The organism is Corynebacterium sp. c8Ua_99 (assembly GCF_039907185.1).
Classification (GTDB): Bacteria; Actinomycetota; Actinomycetes; order Mycobacteriales; family Mycobacteriaceae; genus Corynebacterium; species Corynebacterium jeikeium_D.
The window spans coordinates 233,907-247,432 of sequence record NZ_JASBOG010000001.1; the positions used below are offsets into that span (position 1 = coordinate 233,907).

At 58.1% G+C, this 13,526-nt stretch carries 14 protein-coding genes; 3 read left to right on the forward strand and 11 right to left on the reverse strand.

The annotated features are described in order from the left end of the window. Positions 1–91: 91 nt before the first annotated feature. Positions 92–2,287 carry a 1,4-alpha-glucan branching protein GlgB gene (glgB, locus tag QKE19_RS01030; protein WP_347890134.1) on the forward strand — a complete coding sequence of 732 codons (2,196 nt, stop codon included), beginning with the start codon at positions 92–94 and terminating at the stop codon, positions 2,285–2,287. Positions 2,288–2,415: 128 nt separating this feature from the next. On the opposite strand, the gene QKE19_RS01035 is transcribed toward glgB, so the two are convergent. After that, complete coding sequence (locus QKE19_RS01035) at positions 2,416–3,588, reverse strand: serine hydrolase (protein ID WP_347890135.1); 1,173 nt, start codon at positions 3,586–3,588, stop codon at positions 2,416–2,418. Positions 3,589–3,921: 333 nt separating this feature from the next. Between QKE19_RS01035 and QKE19_RS01040 the strand changes: the two genes are divergently transcribed. Next, positions 3,922–4,317, forward strand: coding sequence for a TIGR02611 family protein (locus QKE19_RS01040; protein WP_016422463.1), 396 nt, complete (start codon positions 3,922–3,924; stop codon positions 4,315–4,317). 51 nt (positions 4,318–4,368) lie between these two features. Here the strand turns inward: QKE19_RS01040 and QKE19_RS01045 are convergent, their stop codons facing one another. Both QKE19_RS01045 and QKE19_RS01050 read right to left on the reverse strand, forming a co-directional pair. Next, positions 4,369–5,418, reverse strand: a complete 1,050-nt coding sequence (locus tag QKE19_RS01045) for a tetratricopeptide repeat protein (protein WP_070595727.1) — start codon at positions 5,416–5,418, stop codon at positions 4,369–4,371. An 84-nt stretch (positions 5,419–5,502) separates the two neighbouring features. Further along, positions 5,503–5,808, reverse strand: a complete 306-nt coding sequence (locus QKE19_RS01050) for a thiamine-binding protein (RefSeq protein WP_016422461.1) — start codon at positions 5,806–5,808, stop codon at positions 5,503–5,505. A gap of 31 nt (positions 5,809–5,839) precedes the next feature. Here QKE19_RS01050 and mce point away from each other — a divergent pair, with 31 nt between their 5' ends. After that, positions 5,840–6,292, forward strand: a complete 453-nt coding sequence (mce, locus tag QKE19_RS01055) for a methylmalonyl-CoA epimerase (RefSeq protein WP_005509354.1) — start codon at positions 5,840–5,842, stop codon at positions 6,290–6,292. Positions 6,293–6,294: 2 nt separating this feature from the next. Here mce and QKE19_RS01060 read toward each other — a convergent pair whose 3' ends face one another. The 8 genes from QKE19_RS01060 to QKE19_RS01095 all read right to left on the reverse strand — a co-directional run bounded on the left by QKE19_RS01060 (position 6,295) and on the right by QKE19_RS01095 (position 13,523). Continuing rightward, on the reverse strand, positions 6,295–6,654 hold the full coding sequence (locus tag QKE19_RS01060) for a hypothetical protein (protein ID WP_083229177.1): 360 nt from the start codon (positions 6,652–6,654) through the stop codon (positions 6,295–6,297). 2 nt (positions 6,655–6,656) lie between these two features. Next, entirely contained in the window at positions 6,657–7,349 is a 693-nt protein-coding gene (gene nucS / locus QKE19_RS01065) for an endonuclease NucS (RefSeq protein ID WP_005509457.1), read from the reverse strand. 77 nt (positions 7,350–7,426) lie between these two features. Next, complete coding sequence (locus QKE19_RS01070; RefSeq protein ID WP_016422460.1) at positions 7,427–7,930, reverse strand: DUF2550 domain-containing protein; 504 nt, start codon at positions 7,928–7,930, stop codon at positions 7,427–7,429. Positions 7,931–8,147: 217 nt separating this feature from the next. After that, entirely contained in the window at positions 8,148–8,519 is a 372-nt protein-coding gene (locus QKE19_RS01075) for a F0F1 ATP synthase subunit epsilon (protein ID WP_016422459.1), read from the reverse strand. 11 nt (positions 8,520–8,530) lie between these two features. Then, positions 8,531–9,970: a F0F1 ATP synthase subunit beta gene (gene atpD / locus QKE19_RS01080; protein ID WP_347890136.1), complete on the reverse strand. Its 1,440-nt coding sequence runs from the start codon at positions 9,968–9,970 to the stop codon at positions 8,531–8,533. 2 nt (positions 9,971–9,972) lie between these two features. After that, a complete protein-coding gene (locus QKE19_RS01085; RefSeq protein ID WP_038628474.1) occupies positions 9,973–10,953 on the reverse strand; it encodes a F0F1 ATP synthase subunit gamma in 981 nt (326 codons plus the stop codon). Positions 10,954–11,006: 53 nt separating this feature from the next. After that, entirely contained in the window at positions 11,007–12,650 is a 1,644-nt protein-coding gene (gene atpA, locus QKE19_RS01090; RefSeq protein ID WP_005509387.1) for a F0F1 ATP synthase subunit alpha, read from the reverse strand. 54 nt (positions 12,651–12,704) lie between these two features. After that, a complete protein-coding gene (locus tag QKE19_RS01095) occupies positions 12,705–13,523 on the reverse strand; it encodes a F0F1 ATP synthase subunit delta (protein ID WP_070841312.1) in 819 nt (272 codons plus the stop codon). Positions 13,524–13,526: the final 3 nt, after the last annotated feature.

Consider the following 13,526-nt stretch of genomic DNA (forward strand, 5'->3'; position numbering starts at 1 on the left):
GCCCACTGTCCCCTACCTCCCTCTATTTCTTTAGAACTGAACTCAACAACTTCACATTCACCTACCTAGAAACGCTTCGGAAGGACCTTCCATGGGAGCCCACACAGATCCCCGCCTCGCAATTGATTCCGGCGATATGGATCGCCTGCGCTACTGCACCCATCACGATCCGCACAGCATCTACGGCGCACACGTCGTGGACGGTGACACGGTTATTCGCACGAGGGTCTTCGGCGCACAGGCAGTTACTGTCGTCAGCACGCGCGGCGAGTTTGAAGCGGAGAACCTGGGCGACGGTTTCTTCACCGCCCTCGTCCCCGGCGGCGATGACTTCGACTACCGTCTGCGCATTACGTGGGACTCCGGCGAGACCGTAGAGCGTGCCGACGGCTACCGTTTCCTCCCCACTATCGGCGCTGGTGACCTACACCTAATCGGCGAGGGACGTCATGAGGAACTGTGGAAGGTTCTCGGTGCTCACCTTCGCAGTTACGACACAGAGCTGGGTACGGTCGAAGGCACCTCGTTTACGGTCTGGGCTCCGAACGCACGCGGCGTCGCCGTGGTCGGTGACTTCTGTATGTGGAACGGCGCGCAGTACCCAATGCGCTCTATGGGTGGCGCAGGTATCTGGGAGCTGTTCATCCCGGGTGTGGGTGAGGGCGAAGTCTACAAGTTCGCGATCACGACACCGGAGGGACAGCGTCGCGATAAGGCCGACCCGATGGCGCGTGCTGCTGAGCTCCCACCGGCTACCGGGTCGATTGTTGCGACCTCCGACTACGCCTGGAGCGACCAAGCGTGGATGGAAAAGCGCGCCAACACAGACTGGACCGAAGAGCCCATCTCTATCTACGAGGTCCACTTGGGTTCCTGGAAGCAGGGCCTGAGCTACGAGGTTATGGCGGAGAAGCTGGTGCGTTACGTGGTCGACATGGGCTACACCCATGTGGAGTTCATGCCAGTATGTGAGCACCCGTTCACCGGTTCCTGGGGTTATCAGGTTTCCGGCTACTACGCTCCGACCAGCCGCTTCGGCACCCCAGATCAGTTCCGCGGTCTAGTTGATGCCTTCCACGCCGCTGGCATCGGTGTCATCATGGACTGGGTTCCGGGGCACTTCCCGAAGGACGAGTTCGCACTTGCCCGCTTCGATGGCACGGCTTGCTACGAGCACCCGGACTGGCGCCGCGGCGAGCAGCGCGACTGGGGCACCTACGTTTTCGACTTCGGCCGCAACGAGGTACGCAACTTCCTCTACGCCAACGCACTGTACTGGGCAGAAGAGTTCCACATCGACGGTCTGCGCGTCGACGCAGTGGCTTCCATGCTGTACCTGGACTACTCCCGCAATGAAGGCGAGTGGCTGCCAAACCAGTACGGTGGCCGTGAAAACCTCGATGCTGTTCAGTTCCTGCAGGAATTCAACGCCACTGTACACAAGCACAACCCGGGCTTCCTCACCGTGGCCGAAGAATCCACTTCTTGGCCGGGGGTGACCGCACCTACCGAACACGGTGGCTTGGGCTTCTCTATGAAGTGGAACATGGGCTGGATGAATGACACGCTGGAGTACTTCAGCAAGGAGCCGATTTACCGCTCCTACCACCACCATGAGCTCACCTTCGCTATGGTCTACGCCTACTCGGAAGAGTTTATTCTGCCGATTAGCCACGATGAGGTCGTGCACGGCAAGGGCTCGCTGTGGGAGCGCATGCCGGGCGGCGATTGGGATAAGGCCGCAGGCCTACGTACTTTCCTGACCTTCATGTGGGCACACCCGGGCAAGCAACTTCTATTTCAAGGTCAGGATCTTGGCCAGAACCACGAGTGGAACCACGATGAGTCCGTGGCTTGGGACAACCTCGAAGGTTGGAGCGGCGAATTCCACCGCGGCATTCAGCTGCTGGTTAAGGACATCAACGCCATCTACAAGGAAAACCCGGCGTTCTACACCCAGGATGACCGCCCAGAGGGCTTCCAGTGGATTAACGCGGATGATTCCACAAACAATGTTGTGTCCTTTGTCCGTTACGGCACCGATGGATCGGTCGTCGCCTGTGTCTATAACCTGTCGGGAACCACGCAGGAAATCTACAAGATTGGCGTACCGCGCGGTGGCCAATGGACGGAGATTCTGAACACAAACGCATCGCGTTACGAGGGCTCCGGCTACGGTGAAAACGGTACTGTGACCGCGGTTGAGCACGGTTGGAACGGCCAGGCTCACTCGATTGATTTGGTGCTGCCGGCCAACACCGCCATTTGGCTGAAGTGGCAGGGCTAGTACCGAATCAAGCCAAACAAAAGACAATCTCATAGGAATTGCCCGTGCTGCACGGTTTTCAGTGATCTGAGTTTCGGCCTGAAAACCTGACTCACGGGCAATTTTGTTTTAGGGAGCGTATCCAGGTTTTATCCTCGGAACGGATTGAACCAGTCAGGTTCCAAAGATTCGTTGTAATTCGCAGAATCTGAATCATCGGTGTACGCGGATCCATCCATGCTGTCGGTTCCGATACGATCCGGAATGCCGTCGCCATCCTCATCCGCGCTCCACGTCGCAGCCTGCTTGGCAGTCAGTGGCTTGCCATCCTTACCAAGGCGATTGTAATCCGGCAGAAGCGGGGCTATTTGGGAACCCAGCTGGCCGAGCAGTCCGTCGGTAAGCTCATTGAGCGGCACCTCATCAAAGCGCGTCGTAATGGCGTAAGCGATGGGTCCGGCTGCGGTGTACAAAATACCGTGGTCATTAACGCCCTCGGCAGTGTCACCGGTCTTCTGGACTGCGGAGCCGACGTACATCACAAACTTCTGCGAACCACCGTAAGTGAGGTAGGTCAATGCAGTTTGTGCCGTGTCCTTGGTAATGAAGTTGTGCTTTGAGGTGCCATCGGCCACTTCCTGGAGACGTGCCATGAACAGCGCAGCTTGAGAGGGAGTAAACCAGGACCGATCACCGCTGGGATTGGGGATGTTGAACTTGTTGCCCAGGTGGTAGCGCTTGTCATCAACACCGGCTTCCTTGATGGTTTTGTTGACCTCGTCGAAACCACCGACAGCGTCAATCAACCCATTCGCCGCGGTGTTGTCCGAATACCGCATCACGTACTGCAACAGCCCGTCGAGCGTGTATTGGCCAGGGCCAATCACGCTTCCGCCAACACCATTGTCCCAATCGACCGTCACCGTCTTGTCTAGGTCATCGCCGAATTTCTTCAGCGCAGTAACCACTAACGGAGCCTTGATGGTCGATGCGGAGTACTCCTTCGTATCCTCGCCTACCGACGCCGTGAGCCCTTTGTATGGACCGTCAATGACACGCAAATAGACACCTAAATCAATGCCATAGTTGTCGGAGAAATTCTTAGCCGCAGTATCGAGGACGTCCTGTGCATCAGACCAGGTGACTTCCTCGGAAGCATCCCAACCGTTATCTGGAGCATTAGGTTTTGTGGTAGCAGTGGTGGCCTTGGACCCGGTGGTGCTTGGGACATCGATGGTGCACCCCGCCAACAGAGTCGAGGCCGAAAGCGCAACAATGACCGAGGCGGAAGTAGCGCGAAGGGCTTTGGGGCGAAGTCGCATGCAAAACTCCTGGCTGCAGAAAACTGAAGACCAAAGGCACCTAGCGCAGTATGAACTGTCTGAGGTGAACAGGTGGATGAGATGCAGTGGTAACTGCTGTAAACCACTGAGAACTGTTGGAAGATTACCACCTTCCGAAAAATCTCGTTGCACTGGGGCGCAGCTTTTGTGCAACAATGGATTAAATATAGACATGATTAAAAGAATCAATGTCCAACGGTGCACCCAGGCAGTTGAGCTGCACATTTGATGCTTAATGCTTCAACGATGCCTCGTCCGAGACCGCTGCTAGAAATAGCGCACGGCACCGAAAATCGGAGGAAGTGAATCGCAATGAAGGAAAAGGTACATCGCTTGATGGACCGCATGCAGATTCGCCATGCCCATATGCGCAACACCTGGTATGGGCCGGTACTCTCCCCGGTTCTTCTCGTCGCAGGCTTCGTATTGCTCATTGTTGGCATTATCATTTTGCCAACTCCTGCTCCCGGATGGCTCTGCATCTTTGTTGCACTGGGAATTCTCTCGTTGGTGCATCCGCCGACACGTCGCCTGAACATCTGGTTGGCAGCAAAATTGGACGCCTTTTACGCCTGGTATGCGGAGCGTCATGTGGCAATGAAAGCAACACTTTTCCTGTTGCTAATGGCGTTTATGGCCGCTGTAATGGGCAGCGTCTACTACTTCATGGCTCCGGATGACTGGCCATACACCGACGCTTCAAGCTAGGAGCCTGAGCGCTTTCCAGGCTCCTAGTACAGTGCCCCTAGTCCAGTACTCCTAGTACAGTGCGCTAGCCATCCTCCGGCGTGCATCCAATGCCACTGGATCTGCGGTATCGAATAGCACAAGCAGCTCTAGTAGACGCGACTTGATGGCCTCACGGTCATCGCCAAACACCTGCGGGAGCAACTTCAACAAACGATCGAGCGCCTTCGCTGGATCGTCGACAAGCATCGTGACATCCGCGGCATCGAGGGCGAGCGCGACGTCCTTCGGCGCAGCGTCGGCCTTTGCAATTGGATCTGCGCTGCGATCGATTTTGGCAGCGCGGGCGAAGAAGGACACATTCGCGTGAGCGCGCTTCAGCCCCTGATTTGCGGGCTCGGACTGCAGCATAGCGTCATACAGCTCCAACGCTCCGTCGAAATCGCCCTCCTCGAGCAACTCTTCAGCCTGCTCCAAACGCGGGTCATCGGTGGGTACGGGATTGCCGAAGAAGTCAGTCGGCTCCGGAGCCTCCGGCCCGCTGCCCTCCCCAGCCATACGAGTTCCCGCCGGCAACCCCTTGAGACGACCCCGAGTGGCCTCCATAACCTGCGCCAGCCACTGCTCCAGCCAATCCCTGGTTTTCTCGCCGACAAACATGCCAATGGGACTGCCCATAGCCACAGCCGTGACTGTCGGCACTGCCTGCACACCGAATGCCTGGGCCAGCTGCGGATGCTCCTCAGCATCTGCCCACGCCAGGATCCAGTTCAAATTAGCCTCACGGGCCATGCCTTCTAGCTCAGCCCGAAGACGCAACGAATCAGCTGCTCCAGCCATGCCGATCAAGACAATAACCGGGACCTGCTCCGAGCGCAGAACGACTTCTGCCTCAAGGGTCTGCGGGACAATCTCAACTACAGGAGGAAGCCCATTTCCCTGATCACTGGTTGCCCGCTCGATCTCCTCTCGGCGCTTACGTTCGGCTTCGGCGCGCTGGTGGAGCTGCTCCAAATCAACCGTGCCGGGTGGTGGCGGCGGAGTCGAGCACTCGCGGTGACCGTGTGCTCCATGCGAGTGACCATGAGAATGGCCATGTGCGTGACCATGTCCAGCTGGCATCGTCAAAGGGGTTCCTCTCCAGTGTCGTCGTAAAGCCTATGTGAAGACCTATGTAGAGCCTACGTGTCCAATCCGAACAAGAGACTAGTCGGTGGCTTTTAGCACATCCTCGACCGCATCCACTTTCGCACGCAGCTGCCCGGTATATCCGTTACGAATGTCCGCCTTGATGACCAGAGAAGTGCGCGGACTGACACGGCTGACTGCTTCCGTGGCTCGCTTAATGACATCCATCACCTCATCCCATTCGCCTTCAACAAGGGTGAACATGGCATTGGTCTCGTTGGGCAGGCCAGATTCGCGCACAACACGCACGGCTTCAGCAACGGCCTCAGCCATTCCCTGCTCAGGATCGGAGAAAGTGGGGGCAACAGAAAATGCGACAATCATGGCGCCGATAATAGCGAGTACCCTGGAAACTATGAGTGAGACACAGATTCCCGTTCCCCATAAGTACGTAGTCGCTGTCGATCACGTCGGCGTCGCAGTCCCGGATTTTGATGCCGCTATTGAGTGGTACCGCGCGAACCTTGGTTTCATCAACTACCACGATGAAGTCAATGAAGAGCAGGGCGTCCACGAGGCCATGGTCGGCCCGGCCGACAAGGTTGAAGGTGGCACTCTGGTTCAGATTCTCGCGCCGTTGAATGACCAGTCCACGATTGCAAAGTACCTGGACAAGAAGGGGCCAGGAATCCAGCAGTACGCAGTTCGCGTCACTGATCTGGAGGCGCTGATGGCGCACCTGAAGGAGCAGGGCACCCGCGTGCTGTACCCGGAGCCGAAGATCGGCACCGCAGGCTCGCGCATCAACTTCATCCACCCGAAGGATGCCGGTGGCGTCCTGCTGGAGCTCGTTGAGCCGGCTAAGTAAATCTATCCCCAGCGGCGCGTGATAGTGCGGTGAGCTCTATTGCGCCAGCAGTTGGTGTGCCAATGGCGCCGGTCATCGGCGCCTGCACCATAGTCCTGCGGCCATGCCACGATGTGCGAGGTCCCGGGCATGATTTCCTGGTCGCACCCCGGACAGCGATAAACCTTGTTCGACTGGCCAGCGCTGATGTTACGCACCGCAAAGTCCACGTCCTGCCAACCGGCAGGCCCAGATTCAGTGCGAGTGTTTTGGAAAGTACTGCCAAATGCGGGCAGGCTGCCGCGATTATGGCCGTGGTTATTACGCCCGCCGCGTTGATTACCTCGTTGATTACCGCGCCGCTTGTGGTTTCGCCTAGGCATGGCTAGAACAACCGCAATTCATTGGACTCCAGGCCACGCAGGGCGTCGTAATCCACGGTCACACAGCGAATCCCACGATCCTCTGCCAGAGTCTTGGCCTGTGGCTTAATCTCCTGGGCAGCAAAAATCCCTTCCACCGGTGCCAGCAGCTCATCGCGGTTCAGCATCTCCAAGTAACGGGTTAGCTGCTCAACACCATCGATACCGCCCCGACGCTTAACCTCGACTGCAACGGTGGCGCCGTTTTCATCGCGGCCAAGCAGATCCACCGGTCCGATCGGGGTTGGGTATTCGCGCCTAATCAGGGTGTAGCCCTCGCCAAACGTTGTGAACTGATCTGCAAGGAGTTCCTGTAGATGCGCTTCTACCCCGTCCTTCTCCAGGCCAGGGTCCTCTCCCAGTTCGTACGTGCTATCAGCCAGCACCTTGCCGATAGTGATACGAAGTTGCTCGCCCTTCTTATTCTCAACGACCCAGAGCTTTTCACCAGTGTCTTCCCCCGACTCGTCGAGAATATCCTTCTCCGTCAGCGTGCACGGCGGTGTCATCCAGTTCAGAGGCTTATATGCACGGTCGTCGGCATGCACAGAAACTGACCCATCTGCTTTCACCAACAGCAAGCGCGGGGCATGAGGCAGATGGGCATTCAAGCGACCGACATAGTCAACAGTGCATTCAGCAATCACAAGGCGCATTCCCCTACCCTAACGTGACTGCCGCGCGGGAGAAAACAATACCCACTAGAGCCTTAGCAATAGCCTGTCGTAAGAGACTAGTACTGACTTCCCCGGCCACGGTTATAAGCCGAACGGAAGCGTCGCTCAATATCTGTAGGAAACTCACGAGTCTGGCGTGACGACGGCTTCGACTCCACCCACGCCACCAGCGCAGTGTCCGAGGACGAGTCCACGGCAAACTCCCATTCGGTATTTTTCCCCGTTTTAATCCTGACTACCCGAAGCCCGGGCGCGAAAAAACCCGCCTCGATGTCAGTCGGATCTCGGCGATCCACAATAGTGACATCGTGACGGGCAAATTCGGCATCACAGCCAGGACGCAGCGAACGTAGCTTGTACATCTTCAACGTCGACTCTGAATAAACAATGACACCATGGCGCCAATGACTGCCATCACCTGCAGGAAGGCGACGAGCAATAACAGGAGTACCTTTTGCATGCAGGCTGGCGAAACGCCACAGGGCAAGGACCCCGCCGACGATCAACATCGCACCGATAATCATGAACATGATTGACATCATGGTTACGCTTGAAAACACTATCTGCCAGCCTCGCATCCGGGTGAATAGACGACGAACCTTGGTTCAAAAGCGCTTTAGAGGCTTTTTACAAACCCTACCCGATTGTTGCACTGACATGAAAAATAACTAAGAAAAACGGGGCGGGAAGCTGGCAAGATTTCTCTTGCGAGCTCCCCGCCCCGTTTAAAGAAGCAGGAAGAATACGGTCGTGCGACCGGATGTTCAGGCGAAAAGACTAGTTGGTGGAAGCGCGACGAGCCGCGCGGACCTCCGACTCAGCCTGTGCCTTTACTGCAGGGTCATCCGAAGTCAGGTTGGACTCGGCCTCGGAGAGGTTAACCTCGTCAGCCCAGATTGCCTTATCCGCGAGGATCGAAACCTTCGAGGTAGACACGGAAATGAACCCACCCTGTACCGAAGCGACAAGAACCTTGCCGTCTGCGGTCTTGATGGTCACCGTGCCGTTGTTGACCAGCTGGCCAAGCAACGGCTGGTGTCCGGGCAGCACGCCGATCTCACCCTCGGTGGTCTGGGCAGAGACCAAGGTGGCCTTGCCCTTCCAGAGCGGTCGCTCAACGGCAACCAGTTCAGCGGTGATTTCAGCCATGAGGATGCCCCTTACTTCTTCTGCATTTCAGCGTACTTCTTCTCGACATCGTCGAGGCCACCCAGGCCGTCGAAGGCCATCTCCGGGTAGTTGTCGAAGTCGCCCTTGCAGATGCGGTCGAAGGCAACAATGGTGTCCTTCAGCGGGACGTACGAACCAGGCAGACCCGTGAACTTCTCAGCAACGAAGAAGTTCTGACCCAAGAATCGCTGGATACGACGTGCACGCTGCACGGTCACCTTGTCCTCCTCAGACAGCTCGTCCATACCGAGGATGGCGATGATGTCCTGGAGTTCCTTGTTCTTCTGCAGGATGTTAATAACCTGCTGAGCAACGCGGTAGTGCTCGTCACCGACGATCGACGGCTCGAGGATACGAGAAGTCGAAGTCAGCGGGTTCACTGCCGGGTAAATACCCTTCGATGCGATCGAGCGGTCGAGCTCGGTAGTGGCATCGAGGTGGGCGAAGGTCGTTGCCGGAGCCGGGTCGGTGTAGTCGTCGGCAGGCACGTAGACGGCCTGCAGAGAGGTAATCGAACGGCCCTTGGTGGACGTAATGCGCTCCTGCAGAACACCCATCTCGTCAGCCAGGGTCGGCTGGTAACCCACAGCGGAAGGCATACGACCCAGCAGGGTCGAAACCTCAGAACCGGCCTGGGTGAAACGGAAGATGTTGTCAATGAAGAGCAGCACGTCCTGGTGCTGAACATCGCGGAAGTACTCCGCCATGGTCAGACCCGACAGCGCGACGCGCATACGGACTCCCGGAGGCTCGTCCATCTGGCCGAAGACGAGGGCGGTGTCCTGGAGAACGCCCATCTCTTCCATTTCCAGGAAGAGGTCGGTGCCCTCACGGGTACGCTCACCAACACCGGCGAAGACCGAAGTACCGGAGAACTCGCGTGCAATACGAGTAATCATCTCCTGGATCAGAACGGTCTTACCGACACCGGCACCACCGAACAGACCAATCTTGCCGCCCTTAACGTACGGGGTCAGCAGGTCGATGACCTTAATGCCGGTTTCCAGAATCTCGGTCTTACCCTCGAGCTGGTCGAAGGCCGGTGGCTCACGGTGGATGCCCCACTGCTCACCATCACGGCCCAAGCCCGGCTCATCCAGGCAGTCGCCCATTGCGTTAAAGACGTGACCCTTGACGACGTCACCAACCGGAACCGAAATCGGCTTACCGGTGTCCTTGACCTCTGCACCGCGGACAAGTCCGTCGGTCGGGGCCATAGCAATGGTACGAACCATGTTGTCACCGAGGTGCTGTGCAGTCTCGAGGACAATGGTCTTAGCGACCGAAGGAAGGGTAACTTCCACGGTCAGCGCGTTGTAAAGTGCCGGCAGTTCGTTACGCGGGAACTCCACGTCGACGACGGCACCGATGACACGCACAACACGGCCCACAGCCGTGGTGGTGTTCTGCTCACTTAGAGCTGTGCTCATATCTAGTCACTTTCTCCGCTGTCGTCGAGCGCACCGGCGCCACCGACGATTTCTGTGATTTCCTGGGTAATCTGTGCCTGACGTGCCTGGTTAGCAACACGCGAGAGGTCCTTGACCAACTCGGTAGCGTTGTCCGTCGCAGACTTCATAGCGTTACGACGGGCAGCAGACTCAGAGGCAGCGGCCTCGAGCATCACTGCGAACAGGGTGCGGGACACGTACTGGGGCAGAAGCTCTGCCAACAGGGTGTCTGCATCAGGCTCGAATTCATAGTCCGGCTTGAGGTCATCTGATCCATCGGACAGCATGTCCTCGCCCTGAGCAATCTCGACATCCTCGTACACAGGCTCAATCGGGAGCATCTGATGTGCACGCGGAATCTGAGAAAGCATCGACACGAATTCCGTGTAGACAACGTGGACCTGGTCGAAGCCCTGAACGGCCTCGCCGTTGGTGCCACGCAGGCCTTCGCGGTACTTGGCAGTGCCCTCGGCCGTAGCGTTGAAACCATCAATGAGGTGACGACGCACGTCGTGGGTTGCGGCGTAGTCCGGATCCTGGGAGAAGCCCTCCCACGTACCGGCGAGCTCGACACCACGGAAGTCGTAGTAGTCGGTGCCCTTACGGCCAGTCACGTAGAGAACGACCTCATGCCCCTGCTCTTCCAGAGCGGTACGCAGCTCTGCAGCCTTCTTCAGGACGTTGTGGTTGTAGCCGCCACACATGCCGCGGTCACTGGTGACAACCAGGACTGCAACACGCTGGTTACCCTCACGCTCTACGAGCATCGGGTGATCCAACGACGAAGCCGATGCGAGACGTCCGATGACCTTCTCGATTTCGTCGGCGTACGGCTGGGAGTCTGCTACGCGACGCTGCGCCTTAGTAATGCGCGAGGTTGCGATAAGCTCCTGGGCCTTGGTGATCTTCTTTGTCGAGTTCACCGACTTGATTCGGGCTCGAAGTTCACGAAGATTCGCCATGTCCTATTCCCTCCCTTCAATTGCGAAAACGGTCATTGAGTAGCTCAACCTGCCTAGTTCTGGGCAGTCTTGCGGGAGACCGTAATCTGCTGCTTCTTGAGCTCGCCCTCGTCGAGTGCCTCGACCGGAGCCTCGGAAGCCAGCGGTGCACCCTCAGAAGTCTGGAAGGACTTCTTGAAGTTAGCGGTAGCGGACTTCAGAGCAGCCTTGGACTCGTCAGAGAAGGCAACGCCGCCGTCAATCTGCTCGAAGACTGCAGGCTGAGTGTCCTGCAGGTGCTCAAGCAGCTCGGCCTCGAAGCGACGGACATCCTCAACGGGGACATCGTCGAATTCGCCCTCACCAGCGAGGTAGATGGAGGTCATCTGGTACTCGACCGGCTGCGGGTGGTTTTCCTTCTGCTTCAGCAGCTCAACCAGACGCTGACCGCGCTCCAGCTGACGCTTGGAGGCATCGTCCAGGTCGGATGCGAACATTGCGAATGCTTCCAGGTCGCGGTAGGACGCGAGGTCCAGACGCAGGTTACCGGAAACCTTCTTCATGCCCTTGGTCTGAGCGGCACCACCAACACGGGAAACCGACACACCGACGTTAATAGCCGGGCGGACACCCTGGTTGAAGAGGTCGGACTCGAGGAAGACCTGGCCGTCGGTAATGGAAATGACGTTGGTCGGAATGAAGGCCGACACGTCGTTTGCCTTGGTCTCGATGATCGGCAGTGCGGTCAGCGAGCCTGCACCCATGTCGTCGGAGAGCTTTGCAGCACGCTCCAGCAGACGGGAGTGGAGGTAGAAGACGTCACCCGGGTAAGCTTCGCGTCCCGGCGGGCGACGCAGCAGCAGCGAGATGGCACGGTAGGCCTCTGCCTGCTTAGTCAGATCATCGTAGATGACCAGGACGTGCTTGCCCTGGTACATCCAGTGCTGACCCAGTGCGGCGCCTGCGAATGGTGCAAGCCACTTGAAGCCTGCGGCATCCGACGCCGGGGCAGCAACGATGGTGGTGTACTCGAGTGCGCCCTGCTCCTCGAGGGTCTGGCGCACACCAGCAATGGTGGAGCCCTTTTGACCGATAGCAACGTAGATGCATCGCACCTGCTTGCTCGGGTCACCGGACTCCCAGTTAGCCTTCTGGTTCAAAATGGTGTCCAGGCAGACCGCGGTCTTACCGGTCTTACGGTCACCAATGATCAGCTGACGCTGACCACGACCAATTGGGGTCATTGCGTCGATGGCCTTAATACCAGTAGCCATCGGCTCTTCAACCGGCTGACGCTGCAGCACGGTCGGTGCCTGCAGCTCGAGGACGCGGTCCTCTTCAGCCTCAATGTCGCCCAGGCCGTCAATCGGCTGGCCCAGGGGGTTAATTACGCGACCGAGGAACTTGTCCCCGACCGGAATCGAAAGGACGTCACCCGTCCGCTTTACCTCGTCACCCTCTTTAAGCGACTCGAAGTTACCCAGCACCACAACGCCGACCTTGTCGGTGTCGAGGTTCTGAGCGACGCCAATAACGCCGCCCGGGAACTCCAGAAGCTCATTCGTCATGACCGACGGCATTCCCGAAACCTGGGCGATACCATCAGCTGCACTGATAACAACGCCAACCTCCTCGCGGGAGGCCTCCGGGGAGTAGCTCGAGGTGTAGTTCGCAATCGCGCTACGGATCTCGTCGGAGGAGATCGTCAGCTCCGCCATGTTCTTCCTGCTCTCGGTAATATTCTTCCAGTGATTAATCGTCTAAACCATCCGTCAGCCGAGGCCGACGCGCAGCTTCTCAAGCTTTGTTGAAAGGCTACCGTCGATGACCTCGTCGCCAACCCGGATGACCAGTCCACCGAGAATCGAGTTGTCGATCACGGTGTGGATGGACATCGCCTTGCCGTAGACTCGGCCGAGCTTGTCCGCCAGTGCTCGCTCTTGCTCGTCAGAGACGGCAGTGGCACTGGTCACGCGAGCGACGACGTGGTTCCGCAGGCCGGCGGCTAGCCGGGACAGGGAGTCAATGTCGTCCGCGGGGCGCTTGGATGGGCGACCAACAGCCTGCAGTGCCAGGGTCTCGGTCACGGAAGTGACCTTGCCGTACAGCACAGAGGCAAGGAGCCCACGCTTGGCTTCGGGGGTTGCGGCCTTGTCGGCCAGCAGCTGTTCAAGCTGCGACTGCTCAGCCAGGATGTGTCCCAGTTGGAACAGCTCAGACTCAACAGTCTCAAGCTGTCCCTGGCCTTCGGCAGAGCGAAGGAGGGCTCGACGGCCCAGCTCTACCAAACCCTCACGCATTTCACGCGGGGTGGACCATACCTGCGCGGCAGCATCCACGACGAGGTTAAGAGTCGTCTCAGATACCTTGCCCGCGAACAGGCTCCGGACAAGGCCGGAACGCTGTTCCGCAGTCGCCGAGGTGTCGGCGACAGCGACACGCAGGCCGCGGTCGGAGTCCAGGACCTCGACGATGTCGAAAAGCTCGGAACCAGTCTGAGCAGCCTGAGCAACAGCGACATTGTCACCACCGATAGCGGCGTCCAGTCGCTGGCTAAGAGCTGCCAGGGATTCGCGGCTTGCTGCGTGCATGTC

Bases quoted from the DNA above. Each gene is read 5' to 3' on its own strand.
- QKE19_RS01095 (WP_070841312.1), bottom strand. From the start codon at position 13,523: ATGCACGCAGCAAGCCGCGAATCCCTGGCAGCTCTTAGCCAGCGACTG.
- atpD (WP_347890136.1), bottom strand. From the start codon at position 9,970: ATGAGCACAGCTCTAAGTGAGCAGAACACCACCACGGCTGTGGGCCGT.
- mce (WP_005509354.1), top strand. From the start codon at position 5,840: ATGAGTGAGACACAGATTCCCGTTCCCCATAAGTACGTAGTCGCTGTC.
- nucS (WP_005509457.1), bottom strand. From the start codon at position 7,349: ATGCGCCTTGTGATTGCTGAATGCACTGTTGACTATGTCGGTCGCTTG.
- QKE19_RS01035 (WP_347890135.1), bottom strand. From the start codon at position 3,588: ATGCGACTTCGCCCCAAAGCCCTTCGCGCTACTTCCGCCTCGGTCATT.
- atpA (WP_005509387.1), bottom strand. From the start codon at position 12,650: ATGGCGGAGCTGACGATCTCCTCCGACGAGATCCGTAGCGCGATTGCG.
- QKE19_RS01040 (WP_016422463.1), top strand. From the start codon at position 3,922: ATGAAGGAAAAGGTACATCGCTTGATGGACCGCATGCAGATTCGCCAT.
- QKE19_RS01075 (WP_016422459.1), bottom strand. From the start codon at position 8,519: ATGGCTGAAATCACCGCTGAACTGGTTGCCGTTGAGCGACCGCTCTGG.
- glgB (WP_347890134.1), top strand. From the start codon at position 92: ATGGGAGCCCACACAGATCCCCGCCTCGCAATTGATTCCGGCGATATG.
- QKE19_RS01085 (WP_038628474.1), bottom strand. From the start codon at position 10,953: ATGGCGAATCTTCGTGAACTTCGAGCCCGAATCAAGTCGGTGAACTCG.
- QKE19_RS01045 (WP_070595727.1), bottom strand. From the start codon at position 5,418: ATGCCAGCTGGACATGGTCACGCACATGGCCATTCTCATGGTCACTCG.
- QKE19_RS01060 (WP_083229177.1), bottom strand. From the start codon at position 6,654: ATGCCTAGGCGAAACCACAAGCGGCGCGGTAATCAACGAGGTAATCAA.
- QKE19_RS01050 (WP_016422461.1), bottom strand. From the start codon at position 5,808: ATGATTGTCGCATTTTCTGTTGCCCCCACTTTCTCCGATCCTGAGCAG.